The 21,146-nt window shown below is 71.0% G+C and carries 17 protein-coding genes and 1 pseudogene; 3 read left to right on the forward strand and 15 right to left on the reverse strand.

Translation table 11 applies throughout. The features are described from left to right. Nucleotides 1-76: 76 nt before the first annotated feature. From QA861_RS05860 to tdh, 3 genes are all read right to left on the reverse strand, one after another. A complete protein-coding gene (locus tag QA861_RS05860) occupies nucleotides 77-979 on the reverse strand; it encodes a LysR family transcriptional regulator (protein ID WP_334587138.1) in 903 nt (300 codons plus the stop codon). Nucleotides 980-1,047: 68 nt separating this feature from the next. After that, nucleotides 1,048-2,247, reverse strand: coding sequence for a glycine C-acetyltransferase (locus QA861_RS05865; protein WP_334587139.1), 1,200 nt, complete (start codon nucleotides 2,245-2,247; stop codon nucleotides 1,048-1,050). Between the two features lie 28 nt (nucleotides 2,248-2,275). After that, a complete protein-coding gene (tdh, locus tag QA861_RS05870; protein ID WP_334587140.1) occupies nucleotides 2,276-3,304 on the reverse strand; it encodes an L-threonine 3-dehydrogenase in 1,029 nt (342 codons plus the stop codon). 401 nt (nucleotides 3,305-3,705) lie between these two features. Here tdh and QA861_RS05875 point away from each other — a divergent pair, with 401 nt between their 5' ends. Then, nucleotides 3,706-5,592 (forward strand): DUF2264 domain-containing protein, encoded by a 1,887-nt coding sequence (locus tag QA861_RS05875; protein ID WP_334587141.1) that lies wholly within the window; start codon nucleotides 3,706-3,708, stop codon nucleotides 5,590-5,592. Nucleotides 5,593-5,629: 37 nt separating this feature from the next. Here the strand turns inward: QA861_RS05875 and QA861_RS05880 are convergent, their stop codons facing one another. The 10 genes and pseudogenes from QA861_RS05880 to QA861_RS05925 all read right to left on the reverse strand — a co-directional run bounded on the left by QA861_RS05880 (nucleotide 5,630) and on the right by QA861_RS05925 (nucleotide 17,111). Then, nucleotides 5,630-6,208: a GAF domain-containing protein gene (locus tag QA861_RS05880; protein WP_334587142.1), complete on the reverse strand. Its 579-nt coding sequence runs from the start codon at nucleotides 6,206-6,208 to the stop codon at nucleotides 5,630-5,632. Beyond that, nucleotides 6,205-6,813 (reverse strand): GTP-binding protein, encoded by a 609-nt coding sequence (locus QA861_RS05885; RefSeq protein WP_334587143.1) that lies wholly within the window; start codon nucleotides 6,811-6,813, stop codon nucleotides 6,205-6,207. Before QA861_RS05885 ends, QA861_RS05880 begins: the two co-directional genes overlap by 4 nt. Further along, the gene (locus QA861_RS05890) at nucleotides 6,791-7,162 is read right to left on the reverse strand and encodes a DUF742 domain-containing protein (RefSeq protein WP_006374978.1); all 372 of its coding nucleotides are present in this window, start codon (nucleotides 7,160-7,162) and stop codon (nucleotides 6,791-6,793) included. The genes QA861_RS05885 and QA861_RS05890 overlap by 23 nt, the downstream gene beginning before the upstream one ends. Nucleotides 7,163-7,164: 2 nt before the next feature. Further along, entirely contained in the window at nucleotides 7,165-7,596 is a 432-nt protein-coding gene (locus QA861_RS05895) for a roadblock/LC7 domain-containing protein (protein ID WP_334587144.1), read from the reverse strand. A gap of 89 nt (nucleotides 7,597-7,685) precedes the next feature. After that, a pseudogene (locus QA861_RS05900) lies at nucleotides 7,686-9,853 on the reverse strand (sensor histidine kinase). A 463-nt stretch (nucleotides 9,854-10,316) separates the two neighbouring features. After that, nucleotides 10,317-10,535, reverse strand: a complete 219-nt coding sequence (locus tag QA861_RS05905; protein ID WP_334587145.1) for a hypothetical protein — start codon at nucleotides 10,533-10,535, stop codon at nucleotides 10,317-10,319. Nucleotides 10,536-10,759: 224 nt separating this feature from the next. After that, entirely contained in the window at nucleotides 10,760-11,422 is a 663-nt protein-coding gene (locus QA861_RS05910; protein WP_334587146.1) for an NADPH-dependent F420 reductase, read from the reverse strand. Between the two features lie 602 nt (nucleotides 11,423-12,024). Further along, nucleotides 12,025-14,304, reverse strand: a complete 2,280-nt coding sequence (locus QA861_RS05915) for a catalase (protein ID WP_334587147.1) — start codon at nucleotides 14,302-14,304, stop codon at nucleotides 12,025-12,027. Nucleotides 14,305-14,498: 194 nt separating this feature from the next. Beyond that, on the reverse strand, nucleotides 14,499-15,683 hold the full coding sequence (locus tag QA861_RS05920; protein ID WP_334587148.1) for an alcohol dehydrogenase catalytic domain-containing protein: 1,185 nt from the start codon (nucleotides 15,681-15,683) through the stop codon (nucleotides 14,499-14,501). 240 nt (nucleotides 15,684-15,923) lie between these two features. Beyond that, on the reverse strand, nucleotides 15,924-17,111 hold the full coding sequence (locus tag QA861_RS05925; protein ID WP_334587149.1) for an MBL fold metallo-hydrolase: 1,188 nt from the start codon (nucleotides 17,109-17,111) through the stop codon (nucleotides 15,924-15,926). Between the two features lie 320 nt (nucleotides 17,112-17,431). On the opposite strand from QA861_RS05925, the gene QA861_RS05930 reads away from it, so the two are divergent. After that, nucleotides 17,432-18,622 carry a glutamate dehydrogenase gene (locus QA861_RS05930; RefSeq protein WP_334587150.1) on the forward strand — a complete coding sequence of 397 codons (1,191 nt, stop codon included), beginning with the start codon at nucleotides 17,432-17,434 and terminating at the stop codon, nucleotides 18,620-18,622. Nucleotides 18,623-18,742: 120 nt separating this feature from the next. Further along, nucleotides 18,743-19,348: a TetR/AcrR family transcriptional regulator gene (locus QA861_RS05935; protein WP_334590464.1), complete on the forward strand. Its 606-nt coding sequence runs from the start codon at nucleotides 18,743-18,745 to the stop codon at nucleotides 19,346-19,348. A gap of 152 nt (nucleotides 19,349-19,500) precedes the next feature. Here the strand turns inward: QA861_RS05935 and QA861_RS05940 are convergent, their stop codons facing one another. Together QA861_RS05940 and QA861_RS05945 are read right to left on the reverse strand one after the other, a co-directional pair. Then, complete coding sequence (locus QA861_RS05940; protein WP_334590465.1) at nucleotides 19,501-20,286, reverse strand: SGNH/GDSL hydrolase family protein; 786 nt, start codon at nucleotides 20,284-20,286, stop codon at nucleotides 19,501-19,503. Nucleotides 20,287-20,408: 122 nt separating this feature from the next. Continuing rightward, nucleotides 20,409-21,128, reverse strand: a complete 720-nt coding sequence (locus QA861_RS05945) for a DUF6250 domain-containing protein (RefSeq protein ID WP_334587151.1) — start codon at nucleotides 21,126-21,128, stop codon at nucleotides 20,409-20,411. Nucleotides 21,129-21,146 lie beyond the last annotated feature (18 nt).

Genomic DNA, 21,146 nt, shown 5'->3' on the forward strand with positions numbered 1-21,146 from the left:
CACCGTAGCCAATGCCACTGACAATCACTCGCGCTCCCCTGGCGAGAGGGCCCGTTCCCCCTGCCGGACGGCGCGCCTACGCCTGCGCGGCGGCGCCGAGTGCCTCCAGTACCGGCCGGATCAGAGGGTGTTCCTCCGCTCCCCTGCGCACGGCCGCGAAGACCCTCCGGGTGGGGGCCACCCCGTCGACCGGGCGCACGACCACCCCCGTCAGCTCCATGCCGCGCAGCGCCGAACGCGGTACGAGAGCCACGCCGGCGTCGGCCGAGGCGAGGGCCACGACCGCCCGAAAGTCGTCGGAGGAGTGTTCGAGGCGGGGCCGGAAACCCGCGTTCTCGCAGGCCAGGACGACGACCTCATGGCAGGGATTGCCGGGGTACGGCCCGATCCACACATCCTTGGCCAACTCGGCGAGCGGCACCTCGCGGGCGTCGGCGAGACGGTGACCGACCGGGACGACCGCGTCGAAGGGCTCGGCGTAGAGCGGGACGTGGGTGAGACGGGGGTCGTCGGCGGGCGGCGCCCCCCGGTACTCGACGGCCACCGCGACGTCGACCTGCCGGTCGAGCACCATCGGCAGGCTGGCGTCACCCTCGGCATCCTGGACGCGGACCCGGATGCCGGGGGCGGTCCCGGCCAGGCGGGCCAGGGCGGGGGCGACGACCAGGGCGATGCCGGTCGCGAAGGCGGCGACGGTGACCGTACCGGCGGCACCGGAGTCGTACGCGGCCAACTCCGCCTCCGCCCGCTCCAGTTGGGCGAGGACCATATGGGTGTGCGCGAGCAGGATCTCGCCGGCCGGGGTCAGCCGTACGCCCTTGGCGCCGCGCTCCACGAGCCGGTGGCCGGTCTCCTGCTCCAGGGCGGCCAGCTGCTGGGAGACGGCGGAGGGGGTGAGATACAACGCGGCGGCAGCCGCCGTCACCGTGCGGTGGTCGGCCACCGCACGCAGGATGTGGAGCCGCCGCGCTTCGATCATGCAGTCGATTATCCAGCAAGTCCGGGACGGTATGCCCTGAACGGTCCCGGTCCGGTCAGCCGGCCGGCTCAGACCGCCAGCTCTGCCCGGGCGGCGACGAAGGCGTCGACGGCACGGTTCACGTCCTCGGTGGAGTGTCCGGCGGAGAGCTGGACACGGATCCGGGCCTTCCCCTGCGGCACGACCGGGTACGAGAACCCGATCACGTACACACCACGCTCCAGCAGCAGCTCCGCCAGCCGGCCGGCCTTCGTGGCGTCACCGATCATCACGGGCGCGATGGCGTGGTCGCCCGGGAGGAGGTCGAAACCCTCGTCGGTCATCCGGCGGCGGAACAGGGCGGTGTTCTCGGCCAGCCGGATCCGCAGGTCGTCCGCCGACTCCAGCAGGTCGAGCACCTTCAGCGAGGCGGCGGCGATCACCGGGGCAAGCGTGTTCGAGAAGAGGTACGGCCGGGAGCGCTGCCGCAGCAGCGCGACGATCTCGGCGCGCGCGGCCACATATCCCCCGGACGCACCGCCCAGCGCCTTGCCCAGCGTGCCGGTGACGATGTCCACGCGGTCCATGACGCCGTGCAGTTCAGGGGTGCCCCGGCCGCCGGGGCCGACGAAGCCGACGGCGTGCGAGTCGTCGACCATGACCATCGCGTCGTGGCGCTCGGCGAGGTCGCAGATCTCGTGCAACGGGGCCACGTAGCCGTCCATGGAGAACACGCCGTCGGTGACGATCAGCTTCCGGCGCGCGCCGCCCTCCGTGGCCTCCTTCAGCTGTCGTTCCAGGTCGGCCATGTCGCGGTTGGCGTACCGGAAGCGGCGGGCCTTGGACAGGCGGATGCCGTCGATGATCGAGGCGTGGTTGAGGGCGTCGGAGATCACCGCGTCCTCGGCGTCGAGGAGGGTCTCGAAGACGCCGCCGTTGGCGTCGAAGCAGGAGGAGTAGAGGATCGTGTCCTCCTGCCCGAGGAACGCCGACAGCCGGGCCTCCAGCTCCTTGTGCACCTCCTGCGTACCGCAGATGAAGCGCACGGAGGCCATGCCGTAGCCCCAGCGGTCGAGGGCCTCGTGGGCGGCGGCGACCACCTCGGGATGGTCGGCGAGGCCGAGGTAGTTGTTGGCACAGAAGTTGAGCACCTCGCCGGGGCGCCCGCCCGCGGTCACGGAGACGGTCGCGGACTGCGGGCCGCCGATGACCCGCTCGGGCTTGTGCAGACCGGCGGCGCGGATCTCGTCGAGGGTGGCGCGCAGGTCGTCGCGCACGGAGTCGAACATGACAGAAGCTCCTGAAGAGGTGAGGGAGTTACGTGGTCCAGTCGAGGATGACCTTGCCGCCCCGGCCGCTCGCCGCGTCCGCGAACGCGGCCTCGTGGTCGCGGTGGTCGTACCGCCCGGTGATGACCGGGGAGAGGTCGAGGCCCCCCTCCAGGAGCACCGACATCGCGTACCAGGTCTCGAACATCTCACGACCGTAGATGCCCTTGATGGTGATCATCGAGGTGACGATCCGGGACCAGTCGACCGGGAACTCCTCGGACGGCAGGCCGAGCATGGCGATCCGCCCGCCGTGCGTCATGTTGGCGATCATGTCGCGCATCGCCTCGGGACGGCCGGACATCTCCAGGCCGATGTCGAAGCCCTCGCGCAGTCCGAGGACGCGCTGACCGTCGGCGACGGTCGCGCCGGAGACGTTCAGCGCCAGGCTCGCGCCGACCTTGCGGGCCAGTTCGAGCCGTTCCTCGCTGACGTCGGTGACGACCACGTTCCGCGCCCCGGCGTGCCGGGCCACCGCCGCCGCCATCAGGCCGATCGGGCCGGCCCCGGTGATCAGGACGTCCTCGCCCACCAGGGGGAAGGACAGCGCGGTGTGCACGGCGTTGCCGAACGGGTCGAAGATCGCCGCCACGTCGAGGTCGACGGGCACCCGGTGCACCCACACGTTGGCGGCGGGCAGCACCACGTACTCGGCGAAGGCCCCGTCCCGCCCGACGCCGAGCCCCACCGTGGCCCGGCACAGGTGGCGGCGCCCGGCGAGGCAGTTGCGGCATCGGCCGCACACGAGGTGCCCCTCGCCGCTGACCCGGTCGCCGACGCCGATGTCGGGGACGTCGCGTCCGGTCTCGACGACCTCGCCGACGAACTCGTGCCCGAGCACCAGCGGCGTACGGATCGCCTGCCGCGCCCAGCCGTCCCAGGCCCGGATGTGCAGGTCGGTGCCGCAGATCCCGGTTCTGAGCACCTTGATCAGTACGTCACCGGGGCCTACCGCCGGTTCCGGTACGTCCGCGAGCCACAGCCCGGGCTCCGCCTTCTTCTTGACCAGCGCCTTCAACGCAACGGCTCCTGTGGGTAGGACCCCGGGGCAGGGCACGCCGAAAAAGCCCGTGGCGGGGAGAGGGGTGACGTCGACGGCAGGACCGACGAGAACGCGCGTCTGAGATCGCGTGACGAAATCTGCCGTACGACGGCTCCCCGGTCCATCGAGGTTTTCTTAAGCGCCGCCGCAGCTTTCCTTCACGCCGCCGCACCAGGCCGCCCATCGTCGCGAAGGACGACGTCTGGCATATCCCCATTGGCCGGAAGAACCGGAAAGACGACAACCGTCGCCCATCTGTTGATCCGACCGGAACCATCAGCCGTATCCCTTCGGAGAACCGTACGAACCGACAGCTCGGCCGACAACTGAACCGACAGCCGCGCCCCTCAGGGGCCGTAAGGAGCCAGGAACCCGTCATGCCCGCACCGCACTTGGCGCTTCCGCCCAACGACCGGGTCCTGTCGCTGTTCACCGGCTGGACCCGGGCGCACTGGGAGGCGCTCGCAGACCGGCAGCTGGAGGCGCTGGTCCCCTATGCGACGCCGGGTCTCGCGCAGTACCGGCTGCCCGGCAGGAACTCCTCGGCGGGCGTGGTCTCGGACGGACTCGAGGGTTTCGCACGGTCGTTTCTGCTGGCCTCCTTCCGGATCGCGGGAACGGCGGGCGAGGTGGATTCCCGTCTCGTGGAACGCTACGCGCGGGGTCTGACAACGGGCACGGACCGGGACAGCGGCGAGGCGTGGCCCGAACTCACCGACTGTTCCCAGCCGATGACCGAGGCGGCCTCGATCGCCATCGGGCTGCACGAGACCCGTCCGTGGATCTGGGACCGGCTCGACGTGGACGTGCAGGAACGAATCGTCGACTGGCTGTGGGGTTTCGTGGGCCGCCGTACCCGGGACGACAGCGGGCGCCTGTGCCAGGTGGTCACCGAGCAGTTCCTTGCCTCGGTCGGGGCGCCGCACCGCCAGGAGGACATCGACGGCGGCCTCGACCGGATCGACGACTGGTATGTCGGCGGCGGCTGGTACAGCGACGGTGACGGCCGTACGTTCGACTACCACGTGGGCTGGTCCCTGCACCTGTATCCGCTGCTGTGGGGCCGGATGACGGGCGGCGAGGACGGCGGACGCGGCCGGGTCCACCGTCGGCGCCTCACCCAGTTCCTCGCCTCCTATCCGCACTTCTTCGGGGCGGACGGCGCCCCCGTCCACCAGGGCCGCTCCCTGACGTATCGTTTCGCCGCGACCGCTCCCGTCTGGCTGGGCGCGCTGGCCCAGTGCACCCCCCTGGCGCCGGGACTGACCCGGCGGCTGGCCTCCGGCGCGGTGGCGCACTTCGTGGAGCGCGGGGTGCCCGACGAGCGCGGACTGCTGCCGCTGGGCTGGTACGGCACGTTTCTGCCCGCGACCCAGGCGCACTCGGGGCCCGGGTCGCCGTACTGGTCGAGCATGGCCTTCCTGGGCCTGCTGCTGCCCCCGGAGGACCAGGTGTGGACCGCCAGGGAACGCCCGCTGCCCGTCGAGGAGTCCGACCAGTTCACGGCGTTGCCGGGACCGGGCTGGCTGCTGCACGGCACCCGGCACGACGGCATCGTGCGTCTCGTCAACCACGGCAGCGATCGCAACCCGATGGAGGGACCCGCCGACGACGATCCGCACTACGCGAAGTTCGGTTACTCGACGGCCTCCGCACCGGAGACGGGCTCCCTGGCCTGGGAACGCAACGTCGACGGCCACCTGGCGCTCCTCGCCCCCGACGGCACCGCGTCACGTCGGCGCAGAATCCTTCCGCTGCACTGCTCGGGACGGGTCGCCGCCTCCCGGTACGAAGCCGAACTCCCCGGCGTGGAGGGTGAGTTCCGGGTCGAGTCGACGAGTGTGCTGCACGGCTCCTGGGAGATCCGCGTGCACCGCGTGCAGGCACCGGCAGACGCGGCGGTCCGCGAGGGCGGCTACGCGGTGGCCGACACCGCCCTGCCCGAGGCCGAGCGGGGTGACGGCTGGGCCCTGACCCGTACCGCTTCCGGACTGACCAGCGTGGTCGTCGCGCTGCACGGCTGGGACGAGGCCACGGGTGTGGCCCGCGAGGTCGACGCGAACGCCTTCGGCCCGCACTCGGCGACGCCGTACCTCCAGCGCGCGGCGGAATCCCTGGGCGCGAGCAGGCTGTTCGTGACGCTGGTCGCGCTGACCCGGGACGCCGTGCATCCGCAGGCCCTGCGCGAGGCGGTGTCGTGCGCGGTGACGGAGGAGGGCCGCGCACTGATCATGTTCCCGGACGGCGAGACGGTCTCCGTGTGACGGAGACGCCCCTCAGAAAGGGCCTCAGAAGAGGGCCTCAGAGAGGGGCCCCCGGAGCGAGCTGCCCGGCCAGTTCCGCCGCCATCGCCTTGATGGTCTCCAGCCCCGCCCTCCCCCACGGGCGCGGCCCGAAGTCGGCGACGCACACCGTGCCCAGCGCCATGCCCTCGGTGTCGATGAGCGGCGCGCCCAGATAGGAGCGGATGCCGAACTCGTCGACGACCGGGTTGCCCGCGAACCGCGGATAGTCGCGTACGTCCTCCAGGACGAGCGCCTTGCGCCGGACCACCACATGCGGGCAGAACCCGTGGTCGCGCGGCAGCCGTCGGCCCACCCGCGGCTTCACCTCGTCGGAGTCGCCCCCGGCGGCACGACCGGTGCCGGCCTCGGCAGGAACATGGAGCCCGGCGAAGAACTGCCGTTCCTCACCGATGAAGTTGACCATCGCGTACGGCGCGCCGACGAGGTCCGCGAGACGGTCCGCGAAGGCGTCGAGGGCCGGCTCGGGCCGTTCCCCGAAGCCCAGTCCACGCAGTCGCCGGGTGCGGGCCGGGGCCTCGTTGTCCTCGGGGGTCAGCAGCAGACGACCTGCCGGGCGTGGCGGGTCGTAGCTCATGGGCGGGCTCCCTCACTGTGGGCGCTGGATGCCGGGGCGGGCGCGTGGGCGAGCAGGTGCCGTACGAGGGTGAGCAGGGTCTGCACCCCCGAACTGGAGATCCGGGCGTCGCAGCGCACGATCGGGATCTCGGGATCGAGGTCGATGGCGGCGCGTACCTCCTCGGGGTCGTAGCGGTACGAGCCGTCGAACTCGTTGATCGCGACGATGAAGCCGAGACCGCGCTGTTCGAAGAAGTCGACGGCCGCGAAGCAGTCCTCCAGGCGCCGGGTGTCGGCGAGGATCACCGCGCCGAGCGCGCCTTCGGAGAGTTCGTCCCACATGAACCAGAACCGCTCCTGTCCGGGTGTGCCGAACAGATAGAGGACGTGTTGCGGGTCCAGGGTGATGCGGCCGAAGTCCATCGCCACGGTGGTCTCGACCTTGTTCTCGATACCTTCGAGACTGTCGGTCGAGGCGCTCACCGTGGTGAGCAGTTCCTCCGTGCTGAGCGGCGCGATCTCGCTCACCGCACCGACAAGGGTCGTCTTACCGACTCCGAACCCTCCGGCCACCAGGATCTTCAACGCGGTGGGGAAGGGATCAGAGCTGTCGTCGTAGTCCATCGAGCACTGCCTCCAGAAGAGACCGGTCAGTGGGGTTGTGGTAGAACTCGGGCGGTTTGGTGGTGAGTGCCCCGCAGTCGACGAGGTCGGACAGCAGCACCTTGGTGACCGCCGCCGGCAACTTCAGCTGCGCGGCCATCTCGGCGACCGAGACGGGCCTGCGGCACAGGTCGAGAGCCTGCGCGTGCTCGGGGCCGAGATAGCCGAGAGGTGTCGCCCCGGTGGCCATCACCTGGGACATGAGGTCGAGGGCGGTGCTCGGCCGGGTCCGGCCGTTGCTGACGGTGTAGGGGCGCACGAGCCGTCCGGCCGCGTCGTCGAGCCAGGGCCCGTCGCCGGCCGCCGTCACGCTCAAGGCCTCATCACCGAGGGTTCGGCCGCCTGCCGGGGCGCGGTCATCAGATACGGACGGACGCTCTTGACCAGCATCGCCATCTCGTAGCCGAGGACCGCGGCATCGGCCTCACGGCCTGCCAGCACGGCGAGACAGGTGCCGGAGCCCGCGGTGGTGACGAACAGCAGGGTCGAGTCGAGTTCGACGACGACCTGCCGCACCTCACCGCCGTCCCCGAACCGGATGCCCGCGCTGCGTCCGAGGGAGTAGAGACCGGAGGCCAGGGCGGCCATGTGGTCGGCACTGTCCGGGTCGAGTCCGTGCACGGACTTGACGAGTCCGTCGCAGGACAGGAGTACCGCGCTCGTGGTGTGCGGCACGCGCTGGACGAGGCCGCTCATCAGCCAGTCGAGATCGGATACATGGCCGGTCGGCACATCGCTCGCCATGGTGGATCGACTCCTTGGGGTACGAAGGTCTGCGGGAGCGCGGGGGGTGGGGGTGGGCGTGGGGGCAGGGGTGGTGCTGCGGAGGGTGGTCATCCGGCCGGTGCGCTCCCGTCGTGCCGGGCAGTGAGGTCCAGGTCGTGTCCGGGCGCGCGCAGCCGGTGCGCCTCGGGTATCGGGGACGTGTCCGGCGGCGGTACGTCCATGGCGTCCAGGGGAGACGCGGCGGCATCGGTACGGTCCTCGACCGGGCCTGTCGGAGGGAGGCCCGGTCCGGTCGGCCGCGCGGAGATCCGCTCCATGAACACCGGCTCCGTCGGCACTGGCTCCACGGGCAGGGGCTCCATCGACGCCGGTTCGACGGCGGCCGGGTGGACGGGTTCCCCGTACGTCGGTTCCGGGGGCGCCGGTTGCCCGTAGTGCGCCTCGTACTCCCTCTCCATCGCCGCCAGCGCCGGGTCCGTGTAGTCCGAGTCCAGTTGGCGTGCCTCGGCGAGCCCGATGCCCCGCTGGAATGCGGCCATGAGGCCGGGGTCGTGCCCGACGACGTGTTCGCTCTCCGGCCGGGGAGCCGCCGGGCCACCGCGCAGTTGGGGTGCGAGGTGTTCCTGGGCGCGGCGGCGGGGCAGTTGGGGTTTGCCCATGGTGCCGCGCACGGCGCCGGTCCGGGGGGTGGGTGCCGCGCCCACGTTGTCGGCGACGGTCCGCCGGTCGTCGGGGCGGATGCCGGGCATCGCCTCGGCGGGGTTGGGCCGCTCCACGCGGGCCCCCGGACGGGCAGCGGAGCCGGGCCTCGGCCGTTCGGCGCCGGTGCGGCGGTCCGGGGGGCCTCCGGACGCCGCCCCGTCGAGCCGCCGAACTGCGGGCCGGGGCCGGATGTGGTGGGCGACGGGGGCCGCTCCTCGTGTCCGGCGGCCGACGGGCGCTGCCGGGGCGGCTCGGCCACCCTCCGCATGCTCCCCGTGTCCTGGGTCCGGGCCGGGGCGGGGGCGTGGGGCTGAGCCGGGGCCTGGGACCGCGGCTGGGGTACGCCCCCGGTCTTGCCCGGCCCCGTGTCCATGCCCAGCAGGCCCTGGGGTACGACGAGTACGGCCTGCACGCCGCCGTAGATGTTGGTCTGGAGCCGGACGTGGATGCCGTGCCGACGGGCGAGCTGGGAGACCACGAAGAGCCCGATGCGGCCGTCCTGGAGCAGGCTGGCGACGTTGACCTGGTCGGGGTCGGTGAGCAGCGTGTTCATCTTGTGCTGCTCGTCCACGGGCATACCGAGTCCGCGGTCCTCGACCTCGATGGCGAGGCCCGAGGTGACGAGGTTGGCGCGCAGCAGCACCTGGGTGTGCGGGGCGGAGAACACCGTGGCGTTCTCGACGAGTTCGGCGAGCAGGTGGATGACGTCGGCGACGGCGTGTCCGCGCAGGGTGCCGTCGATCGGGGGCACGAGCTTGACGCGCGAGTACTGCTCGACCTCCGCGATGGCCGAGCGGAGCACCTCCGTCATGGAGACCGGGTTGCTCCACTGACGGCGTGAGACGGCGCCGCCGAGGACGGCGAGGTTCTCGGCGTGCCGGCGGATGCGGGTGGCGAGATGGTCGACGTGGAAGAGGCCCTTGAGGAGGTCGGGGTCCTCGATCTCGTGTTCCAGCTCGTCGAGGATGGAGATCTCGCGGTGCACGAGCGACTGAAGGCGCCGGGCGAGGTTGACGAAGACCTCGACCTTCTGTTCGCTGCCCGCCTGGCTGGAGAGCTGCGAGGCCTGGACGACCGCGGTGAAGGCGCCGTCGTGGGCGCGGGCGATGTCGGAGCCGAGGAGTTCGAAGTCGTCGGCGTCGGGCGCCGGCGCGCCGCGCGTGGCGCGGGCCGGGGGTGCGTCGCCGCGGCGCAGCGCCTCGACGAGGGCGCGCAGGTCCGTTTCGCCGCGGGCGCTGACGCGGCGCAGGGCGGCGAGGCGTTCGTGCACGGATCCGGCGGCACGGTCGGCGGCGACCAGGGCGATCACGATGCCCCCGAGGGCCACGCCGACCGCTCCGGCGATCACGGCGAACAGGGTGAGGGTGGGCCGCACCCCGGAGGAACGGACGATGAACAGGACGGCCGCACAGGCGCTGAGGGCGACCGCGAGCGGCGGCAGCACGGCGAGCCGCATGAGTTGGGGCCGTATGTGGGTCTCGGGCAGCGAGGGGACGGCACGGGCGACCGGCCGACCGTGCCGCCCGCCCTCACGGCGGTCTGCGCGGGGGGCCGGTGCTCGGAGGTGAGACATCTTCGTCCTCGTACTGGTGCGTCGGGACCTGGGGATCGCGCGTCTGCGCGAGTCGGGTGTGCGCCATCGCGGTGCCGGTCGGGAGCCGAGAAAAACGGCCCTGTGTTGCCCGGCGGCCACTCACAGTAGTCGGGAAGGAATCAGGTGCGGTGGGCAGTTGACAAACTCCTCCGGGCGGCGCCCCGCTCTGCTATGAGGCCTCGCACGGCAGACCGATTAGCTCTTCGGACGTACGTTCCCCCACCCCACCGAATCGATCAGGCCTGGTCGGAACCGGTCACGAACGGAGGGCGAGGGCCGGGGAGCGACGCACCCTCCGACCCTCGCCGTCCGCACGGTTGTGCGCCTGTCGTACGTTCTCTCCCGTGGGCATCAGCCCGCCGAAACGGCCTTGGGCTTTCCGCTGCCGCCGGCAGTACCCCCCTGGATTTCACCGGGCGTGTCGATCCGGCCCTCGTCCACATCAGCCGTACGAGTGACATCCGCCGCCCGAGGGCATCGGCTGCCCCGTCTGCGCCCACCCGCCGGGGGACAACCTCGGCGTCGGTTCGAAGGGCTCACCTGGGTGCGGCAGCGCGATCCGCGCGTTCGGCCGGGCGTATTCGCGGACGGGCGTGAAGTGCTTCCCGTCGAGTCCCAGGTCGATCACGTCCGTCCCCCGCTGGAGAACGCCGTCACGCACTCGGACGGAGCCCCTGTGGCCCTCGGGCGGGCCTTCGTGGTCACCCAGAACCGGTGCCGCCCGCCCAGTCCCGTACCTCGCCGTTCACCGGGACCCTGTCGAACAGTTCGTGCGTCCCGCGCCGGGGCGGGGTTCCCTGAACTGCCCCTCCGCCTCGACGCAGACGCCCCAGGCATGGCCATGCTCGGTCTTCCCGTGTCGGTGACCTGTCGGCCTGGGGTCAGTCAGCCCTTGAAGCTGTCCTTGCGCTCCGGGGAGGCCTCGGCGAGTGCCTCGGTGACGGCTTCGACGCCGGCACGCAGCCCGTATACGGGGGTCTCGGGCTGCTGGCGCCAGGAGTCGTCGAGGCCGCCCGCGTCGACGGAGTCGAAGCCGAGTTCGTCGATGAGGGCGCGGACGGTCCTCTTGGCCGCCTCGTCGTCACCGGCGACCGGCAGGGCCATCCGGTCGGGGTCCCCGGCCGGGAGCGGCCTGGCCAGGATGTCTTCGGCGTAGGTGCCGTTGAAGGCCTTGACCACGGGGTGTCCGAGGTGTCCCTCGGTCCAGCGGCTCTCGGTCAGGCCGTCGTCTTCGATGGCGGCGATCCGGCCGTCGCGCTGCTTCGGGTAGTAGTTGCCGGTGTCGATGACGACGAAGCCCTCGGCCGCCTTGTCGAAGAGGTCCGAGGGCAGGTCGGGTACGTTCTTCAAGGGGATCGTGACGACGACGACCTCGGCGCCGGCCGCCGCTTCGCCGACGGTGACGGGGGTCGCGCCGGTCTCCTCGGCGAGCGCACTCAGGGTCTGCGGGCCGCGCGAGTTGGCGATGGACACCTCGTGCCCGAGGGAGGTGAGACGGCGGGTCAGGTTGCCGCCGATGTTGCCTGCGCCGATGATGCCGATCTTCATGGTGTCTCCAGTGCGTGTGGGTGGTCACGTCTCGCGACGATCCGAACCTCCCGCCGGTGTCCCGCATTCCCGTCGGCATGACCAACGCCCCACAGCGCCCCCTCCGGGCATCCGGACGATTCTCGAACGCGGACCGGAATGCGTCGGAGGCAGGCGGGTGGGAGAGGTGCGGATCTGAGTCCCACTGGGGATCGACCCGGACGGGGTGGATACCCGCAAGGATCAAGCCCGAGATGCCTGATCATGCGCGTCCCGTCCGACCATCAGCTCGTCGTGCGGGCTTGCGACGGAGAGCAGGCGCCCTTCACCGACAGCGAGTTGCCGGGCAGGTGGAGAAGAAGCTGTTGCTCGGCCCCGAGGGCGTAGGCCATCAACGCCTCCGCCCGCTCCAGGACCCTGGGACTCGGTCCGGTCGTCCAGACCGGACACCGCGAGCATGTCCGCGCCGAAAAGCGCCTCCCGCAGGGCAGCTCGACCCCTCGGGCCGGCCCCCGGCCCTGCTTGTGGCCCGGGGGTGTGAAGGGCAACTGTCCTTGCGCCTGGTATGCCGTCAAGGCGCCGAGTACGGGAACTACCGAGCGGTCCATGGCGGGTCACACCCCTCACAGAGCGGGGGTGAAGCGGCCCCAGGCGCGGTGGCCACCGAGAAGGCGTGTCACCGCCTGCAGCACAGGGGGCCCGGTCTCGCCGAAGACCACCCCTGCGGGGCCCTCGGGGAGTCCGGCTGCCTCCAGTGCACTGACTCCTTCGCCCCAGGCCCCGAGGGCTTTGCCGTGACGGTACGCCTCGGTGACCATCAGCAGCAGGCGGGGGTCGACGGCTGTGACCACGGCAGCGTCGTCAGCCGCCTTGGCATCGCGGGCCCCGTAGGCGTCGGCGGCCGGAGCAGGAGCGCCGGCCAGCACCATCGCGTCGAACTCGGTGGACCGGGCAGTGGCGAAGGTGCGCTGCACGGTGACCGGGTCACCGTCCGGGTCCAGGACCCCGCCTGTCGGTGCGACGACCAGCGGGACCATGCCGGCGTCGAGGACTGCCCGGCGCACCTCACGTACACCGGCCAGGTCGTCCGTACCGCTGGTGACGATGCCGATGATCCGGCCGTCGACCGGCCAGTCCCCGCCCAGCTGGGACAGGGTGGGGCTCGGTTCGACCGCCGCCGACGGGAGGCTCGCCTCCGGGACCGGAAGGCCCAGACCGGACGCGACCCGGGTGCACAGGACCGGGTCGATGTTGGCGAGCACCTTCAGCGCCCGTTCCTTGATCACCGTCTCCCAGCACTTGCCGAGTTCGAAGGTGTAGGCGGCGACGATGTGTTCGCGCTCGGTGGGAGACATGCTGAGCCAGAACAGCCGGGCCTGGCTGAAGTGGTCGTCGAAGGACACCGCCGCGTCACGCACCTTGCGGGACGCGGGCACCTCGACCGGCACCTCGATGTACGCCCCGGTGTCCGCACCGGCGAGGAACGGGCAGCCGCCGTCAAGGGAGTTGGGCCGGTACGGTGCCACGCCGCGGTGGACCGCGGTCTGGTGCATGCCGTCACGCAGCATGTCGTTGACGGGCGCGTGCGTGCGGTTGATGGGGAGCTGCCCGAAGTTGGGCCCGCCCAGCCGGGTGAGCTGGGTGTCGAGGTAGGAGAACAGGCGACCCTGCAGCAGGGGGTCGTTGGTGACGTCGATCCCCGGAACCAGGTGTCCGACGTGGAAGGCGACCTGTTCGGTCTCGGCGAAGAAGTTCGACGGGTTGGCGTTGAGCGTCATCAGGCCGATCGGGCGGACCGGAGCGAGTTCCTCGGGGACGATCTTCGTCGGGTCGAGCAGGTCGATGCCCTGGAACATCTGGTCCTCGGTGTCCGGGAAGGTCTGCACGCCCAGTTCCCACTCCGGAAAGGCGCCCGCCTCGATCGCGTCCGCGAGGTCACGGCGATGGAAGTCGGGGTCCATGCCCGCGGTGATCTGAGCTTCCTCCCACACCAGCGAGTGCACACCCAGCTTCGGCTTCCAGTGGAACTTCACCAGCGTGGTCGCACCCTCGGCGTTGACCAGCCGGAACGTGTGGACGCCGAAGCCCTCCATCATCCGGTACGAGCGCGGGATACCCCGGTCGGACATGTTCCACAGCGTGTGGTGGGTCGCCTCCGTGTGGAGGGTGACGAAGTCCCAGAACGTGTCGTGGGCGCTCTGCGCCTGCGGGATCTCCCGGTCCGGATGCGGCTTGCCCGCGTGGATGACATCGGGGAACTTGATCGCGTCCTGGATGAAGAACACCGGGATGTTGTTGCCGACCAGGTCGAAGACGCCCTCGTCGGTGTAGAACTTCGTCGCGAAGCCCCGGGTGTCGCGCACCGTGTCGGCCGATCCGCGCGAGCCCAGGACGGTGGAGAAACGGACGAACACGGGCGTCTCGACGCCCTCGGCGAGGAAGGCGGCCTTGGTGATTCCGGCAGCGGCGCCATAGCCCCGGAACACGCCGTGGGCGGCTGCGCCACGGGCGTGTACCACCCGCTCGGGAATGCGTTCGTGATCGAAGTGGGTGATCTTCTCCCGCAGGTGGTGGTCCTGCAGCAGCACCGGGCCGCGGGGACCGGCCTTCAGGGAGTGGTCGGTGTCGTACAGGCGCGCACCCTGTGCGGTGGTGAGGCGGTCACCGCCCTGCGCGACCTTCTTCTGCGGAGCCCCGGTGGCCTGGCCGGTCGGGCTGTACGTATCCGGTCCTCGCTGGTCGGGCTTGGGCAACAGCGGCCCCCGCTCCTCGGTCGGCTCCTCGACCGACGGCTCCTCGGGGCCCGGAGCGCCAGGAATCTCGTTTCCTGCCCGGACAACGTCCTGAACCTTTTCCACGACCTTCTCCGCCGCAGCCGCCACAGGGTTCTTCTTCTCGCTCACTTGGTTCCGATCTTTGCGAAGGGGAGCGCCACGCGCGATGCGACCAGCGCCCGGGCAGGGAAGAGACCAACTGCTGCCGACGGGTGCCCCTCAACGCGCCACCTGACACACTCACTGGCCCGTTCGGCGCCATGACACGCAGCGGGACCGCCGTACGCGAACCCGTGGTCCCGGACGTGGGACGGGGTGCCGGTTCAGGGGCGCAGCAGGGTTTTGATCATGCCGTCCTGCTTGGCCTGGAAGGCCGCGTACGCCTGCGGCGCGTCCTCCAGCGGCAGATGATGGGTGGCAAAACCGTCCACGCCGAGGGTGTCCTCGTCGGTGAGCAGCGGCAGGATCTCCGGCACCCAGCGCCACACGTTCGCCTGCCCCATCCGGAACTGGAGCTGCTTGTCGAACATGCGCAGCAACGGCAGGGGGTCCATGGCTCCGCCGTACACCCCGGAGAGCGAGACGGTGCCGCCACGTCGTACGAGGTCGATCGCCGCGTAGAGCGCGCCGAGGCGGTCCACGCCCGCCTTCTCCATGAGCGGCTGGGCCAGCGCGTCGGGCAGCAGCGCGGTCGCCCACTGGACGGTCTTGGCCACCTGGGTGCCGTGCGCCTCCATGCCGACCGCGTCGATCACCGCGTCGGTGCCGCGGCCGTCGGTCAGTTCGCGCACCGCGTCCCCGAGGTCCTTCTTGTGGCGGCGCAGGTCCAGGCAGGTCACGCCGTGCGCGGAGGCGCGGTCGAGGCGTTCGTTCACGAGGTCGACGCCGATGACCAGCCCGGCGCCCCGGTGCTGGGCGACGCGCGTGGCCATGTCTCCGATCGGGCCGAGCCCGAGCACGGTGAGCGAGCCGCCCGGCGGCACCGCCGCGTACTCGACGGCCTGCCAGGCGGTCGGCAGTACGTCGGAGAGGTAGACGAAACGGTCGTCGGCCGGCCCCTTGGGCACCTTGATCGGCAAGGTGTTGCCGAACGGCACCCGCAGGTACTCGGCCTGCCCGCCCGGCACCTGCCCGTAGAGCTTGGTGTAGCCGAACAGGGAGGCGCCGCAGCCGTAGGCGCGCACCTGCGTCGTCTCACACTGCGAATGAAGACCCTGGGAGCACATGAAACAGGTGCCGCAGGAGACGTTGAACGGGATGACGACCCGGTCCCCGGGCGCGACGGCGTGCACCTCGGGGCCGGCCTCCTCGACGACGCCCATGGCTTCGTGACCCAGGATGTCGCCCGGATCCAGGAACGGCCCGAGGACTTCGTAGAGGTGGAGGTCGGAGCCGCAGATACCGGTGGAGGTGATCCGCACGATCACGTCGTCAGGCTGTTCGATCACCGGATCGGGGACCGTCTCCACCCGGACGTCCCGCCGACCCTGCCAGGTCAGAGCACGCATACTGTCCGCCTCCTCGCTCGTCCTTTGATCAGTGACGTACGAGACCGGGTATCCGAGGTGGGCGCCCTAAACCAGCCCTACCCATGACGGCGCCGTGGACCGGAGCCGTTTCCACGAGCCGGGCCGGGCCTTGGAGGGCGCGCAGCGCCCAACAGCGGCAAGAAAGCGGGGCACCTCACGATGCGTATGCGAACCACAACTGGGAGCGGTCCCTCCGCGGAGGTCATCCTCGCTTCGCTGTCATCGATCACCCGCAAGGTCGAGATCGCGCTTCGGGGCTTCGGCGGCAGCCTGCGCCGGCCGGGGCTTACGCCACGGGTGAGCGATCGGAGCGGACACCCCACGCCACCAGGGGTCAGAGGGCAGCTGTCCCGCCGGTTCGAACGGCTCGCCCGGCCGAGGGAGCGCCACTGCCTGGCCGACCTCATCGGCAGCATCCTTCGTCCACTCCCCCGGCTCAGCCCACGCGTGCGGCGCCAGGTTGAACGTCCCCCAGTGGATCGGCAGCAGAACACCGCCCGGACCGCCTCCCTGCAGGTCAAGATGAGCCTGTGCCCCCTCGGCCGGCGACATGTGGATGTCTGGCCAGAACTCGCTGTAGGCCCCGATCTGGATCATGGTGGCGTCGAACGGGCCGTGGTCGGCACCGATGTCCCGGAAACCCTCGAAGTACCCGGTGTCGCCGCTGTGGTAGACGCGGTGCTCCTCACCCGCGACGACCCAGGAGGCCCACAGGGTGTGCTGCGTGTTGCGCAGGCCACGGCCGCAGAAGTGGCGGGCCGGGGTCGCGGTCAGGGTGAGGCCGCCGACCTTCGTCGACTCCTGCCAGTCCAGCTCGCGCAGCCGGTCGGCCGAGACGCCCCAGCGCTCCAGATGGGCACCGACCCCGAGCGGCACCGCGAACAGGGTGTCCGTGCCGGCCAGCGCCTTGATCGTGGGCATGTCCAGGTGGTCGTAGTGGTCGTGCGAGATGACGACGACGTCGACCGGGCCGAGCGCGGCCAGCGGCACGGGCACCGGGTGCAGCCGCTTGGGACCGGCGAAGGCGAACGGCGAACAGCGCTCGCCCCAGACGGGGTCGAAGAGCACCCGGTGTCCGTCGATCTCCGTGAGCACGCTGGAGTGGCCCATCCAGGTCAGCCTGAGACCGCTCACCGGAGGTTTGGCGAGGTCGGCGAGCGTCGTGGCGTGCACCGGCACCGTGCCGGCCGGGGCGCGGCGGGCCCGGTCCTCCTTGCGCAGGGACGACTTCGCGAACTCCAGCATGGCGCCGTCGGGCCTGGGGGTGCCCGGCGGATTCTGGAAGACACCGTCCGCGAAGTGCGGCGATCTGCGGATCCGGGCGAGGCGCTCCCCACTCGCGTCCGCACCGAAGGCCTCGGGCCGCAGTGCGCGCAGCCTGGAGCTCGGAGAGGGGAATCCGGTCACGGTACCTCCAGGAAAAGTCGGTCAGGCATTCCATTATGGTCGCTCTCCACGACACTCCGGCGTCGGGCGTGTGTCCGCCGGGTCCTTCCGAGCGAGGACCGACGCCCTGAACCGCCATTCGACGCCGCCGAACGACGGAACACGGCCGGAGGGACACGCGTGGTAGCCGGGGCAGGGGGGCCGCAGTACACCCCGTCGGCGCAGTACACCCCGTCGGCGCAGTACACCCCGTCGGCGCAGTACACCCCGTCGGCGCCATGGCGGCCGACAGTGCACCGCGGCTCGGCCGCAACTGAACAGCGAGTCAGTATATTGCCCTCATGGCAACCCCTCAGAGCGCGCCTCTGCTCTCCCTCACCTGGACGGATCACCTCACCGGCCGCCAGGGCTTCCTCGTCGTGGACAGACTGGTGCGGGGCGTGTCCAGCGGCGGGCTGCGGATGCGCGAGGGCTGCACCCTGGACGAGGTCGCCGGGCTGGCCCGAGGCATGACCATGAAGGAGGCCCTGCACTACGACCCGGAGGGCCGTTACATCCCCTTGGGCGGCGCCAAGGGCGGCATCGACTGCGACCCGCGGGACCCGGCGGCGTACGGCCTGCTGGTGCGGTATCTGCGCGCGATGCGGCCGTACGTCGAGAGTGTCTGGACCACGGGCGAGGACCTGGGCCTCACCCAGGACCTCGTCGACCGGGCGGCGGCCGAGGCGGGGCTCGTGTCGTCGATCCAGGCGGTCTATCCGCTGCTGGACGACGAGACCGTGGCCCGGGAGCGGCTCGCGAAGGCGTTCACGGTCGAGGTGGACGGCATCGGACTGGACGAGCTGGTCGGCGGCTGCGGGGTCGCCGAGTCGGTGCTCGCGGCGCTCGACCGGGCCCAGGTGCCGTACGCCGGGACGCGGGTCGCCCTGCAGGGGCTCGGCACGATGGGCGGGGCCACGGCACGCTTCCTCACGCGCGCGGGGCTCACGGTGGTGGCCGTCGCCGACGTCAAGGGCACGATCGGCAACCCGGCGGGCCTCGACGTAGAAGCGCTGCTCGCCGCCCGGGACGCGTACGGCACCGTGGACCGCGCGGTGCTGCGCCCCGACGACCGCGAACTGCCGGGCGAGGCCTGGCTGTCCGTGGACGCGGAGGTACTAGTGCCGGCGGCGGTCTCGTACGCCGTCGACACCGGGAACCAGGAGGGCATCACCGCGCGTTGGATCGTCGAGGCCGCCAACATGCCCGTGCTGCCGGAGGCCGAGGACCTGCTCGCCGCGCGCGGCATCGTCGTACTGCCGGACGTGGTCGTCAACTCCGGGACGAACGCCTGGTGGTGGTGGACGCTGTTCGGGGACATCGGCGCGGACCCTGAGGAGGCGTTCGCGTACACCCGGCGCTCGATGCGCGCCCTGATCGACCAGGTGCTCGCGCGCGCGGAGGCCGACGGGACGACTCCGCGGGCGGCGGCGCACCGAATCGTCGAGGACCGGCTGCCGGTGATCGCGGAGCGGTTCGGGTGGTACCGCTGAGAGCGCCCGGCTCCGGGTGTCTTCGCCGACAACCGGCCGTATCGACGGGGATTCACGGACAGTGACGGGGCTGGTCCGACATCGTGTCCGGTGACGGATTAGTGTGGCCGCGTGGCAAGGATGCGGTTGAGCGTGGCCGAGCGGCGCGAGGACTTGCTGCGGGCCGCCATCGAGCAGATCGAGGCGCGGGGTGTGGCGGCGGTCAGGATCGCCGACGTGGCCGCCGTCCTCGGGGTGAGCAACGCGCTGGTGCTGTACCACTTCTCGACCAAGGAGAAGCTGGTCGCCGCCGCGTTCCGGTACGCGGCGGAGGCCGATCTCGCTCACCTGGGCAGACTCCTCGGACGCCGTTCCCCGGCGCTGCGTCGGCTGCGGTCCGCCGTGCGCTGGTACGCGCCGACCGGTCAGGCCAAGGGCTGGCGACTGTGGATCGAGGGCTGGGCGGTGTCCCTGCGCGACCCGGCGCTGCGGGAGGTCGCAGGCGACCTGGACCGGCGCTGGAAGGCCGCGATCACCGAGGTCATCGCGGAGGGGGTGGCCGCGGGCGAGTTCGAGTGCCCCGACCCCACCGGCTCGGCACAGCGGCTCACGGCGCTGCTGGACGGACTGGCCGTCCAGATGACGGCGTACGACGGGGTGTCACGGACGCGGGCCGAGCGGTGGGTGGACGCTGCGCTGGCTGGGGAACTGGGGCTTGAGCGGGCGGCGTTGACCGGGCCCAGGTGAGTGACCTGGGCGTCGACCGGGGGCTGCCGCCCCCAGACCCCCACTTCGACCCTGAAGGGGCCTCGTCCTCAAGCGCCGGACGGGCTGAGGGTGCCCGTCCGGCGCTGCGAAGCAGCGATGCCTCCGTGATCGACTCACGCGATCAACTGACCTCAAGCGACCCACTCGATGCGGCTCTTGATGTCGTCCGGCGACAGATGCCCCTTCGCCGTCACGGCGTCCCCCGACGACTCGCCCCTCAGCCGCCGCCCGATCCAGGGGACCAGGTACTCGCGGGCCCATTGGACGTCGTCGCGGCGAATCTCCAGAGTGCCTCGGGGAGGCAGCAGCGGCCAGGGCTGGTCCGGGTCGGCCGGAATCTCGAGGCCGAGCACCTGACCCGCGCGCAGCGCCACGCGCGTGTGGCCCTCCGCCGACAGATGGAGCCGGTCGCCGTCCCAGGCCCTGCGGTCCTGGATGGTCTTCAGGGACCACAGGTCGAGCACCGGACAGTTGTACCGGTCGGCGATGGCCCGGAGGTGTCCGTTGTACGTGGCGATCTTGCCGCGCATGTGCTTCAGGACGGGGACGTTGCGGGTGTCGAACCCGGTCGTCACCATGACGGTGCCGACCTCCGAGGTGAGGCCGATCACCGCTCGCTCGAATCGCTCGGCGACCTCGTCCGGGTCGCTGCCGGGCCGGATGATGTCATTGCCGCCCGCGCAGAAGGAGACCAGGTCCGGCGCCTGCTCCCTGGCGAGGGGAAGCTGCTCGGCCACGATCTGGTCGAGCAGCCTCCCGCGTACCGCGAGGTTCGTGTAGTCGAAGTCTCCCTCGGGACGCCGGTCGGCGAGCAGTACCGCGAAGCGGTCCGCCCAGCCGACGAACGCCCCGTCGGGGCCGGGGTCGCCGACGCCCTCGGTGAAGCTGTCCCCCACCGCCACGTACGACCCGATCACTGCTCTGCTGTCATTCTTCGAATCGTCTGCCACATCGGCCCATGATTCACCTTCCGATGTGAGCTACGCGACCGTAGGAAGGGGTTGACGCGCGGTGAGATAAGCCACTCGTCAAGTGTTGGTCAATCCGGAATAACGGGGAGACGCAGCCCACGGACGCTGAAGTCGGTGATCCGGAAGTGGCTCCACGTCGTCCGGAAGGCGAAGTGCCCACTCGTGTACGGGTCCGGGTCGTCGTAGTCGAAGACGAGCCGCCCGTTGTTCCACCAGCGAACCGTGGATCCGGCCGAGACGATCCGCACCCGATGCCGTTCGTTCGGGACCAGCAGCGGCTCCGGGTAATCGTAGATCAGGGGGCGCACGCCGGCCTCGCCGACGTAACGGCGCAGCCGCGTCGTGGTGTTGGTGTTGGCGCCGTAGCCGACGTAGTACGTCTTGAGGTAGTCGTACTCCGCGAGGGCGCCGCTGCGCGGAGTGGCGAAGAGGTCGTCCGGGGAGCGTACGTCGACGGCGTTCCAGAAGTTGTTCAGGTCGGAGACCCGGTCGTTCATCCCGCCCGCCGAGACAGGCGTCGCCGTGTACTCGATGACGTACGGACCTCGCAGCTTGCGCTTGAACCAGATGGTCGCACCGCTGGGTACGTCGACCTCCAGGACGCCTCGGGTCGCTGTGACGCTGCCGCCGTCCTGGAGTTCGACGGCCCACTGGCCGAGACCGTGCCGGAAGTCGTCGCGAGCCAGGAGGCGCCCGCACGTGGCGGCACTGGCACTCGGGGCCGGGGTGAGTGCGGTGAGTGCCGCGCCCGCGGCCAGGGTTCCGAAGGCTCTGCGAGTGGTCGTCATGAGGCGGCTCCTTGTGTG

The organism is Streptomyces sp. B21-083 (assembly GCF_036898825.1).
Lineage (GTDB): Bacteria > Actinomycetota > Actinomycetes > Streptomycetales > Streptomycetaceae > Streptomyces.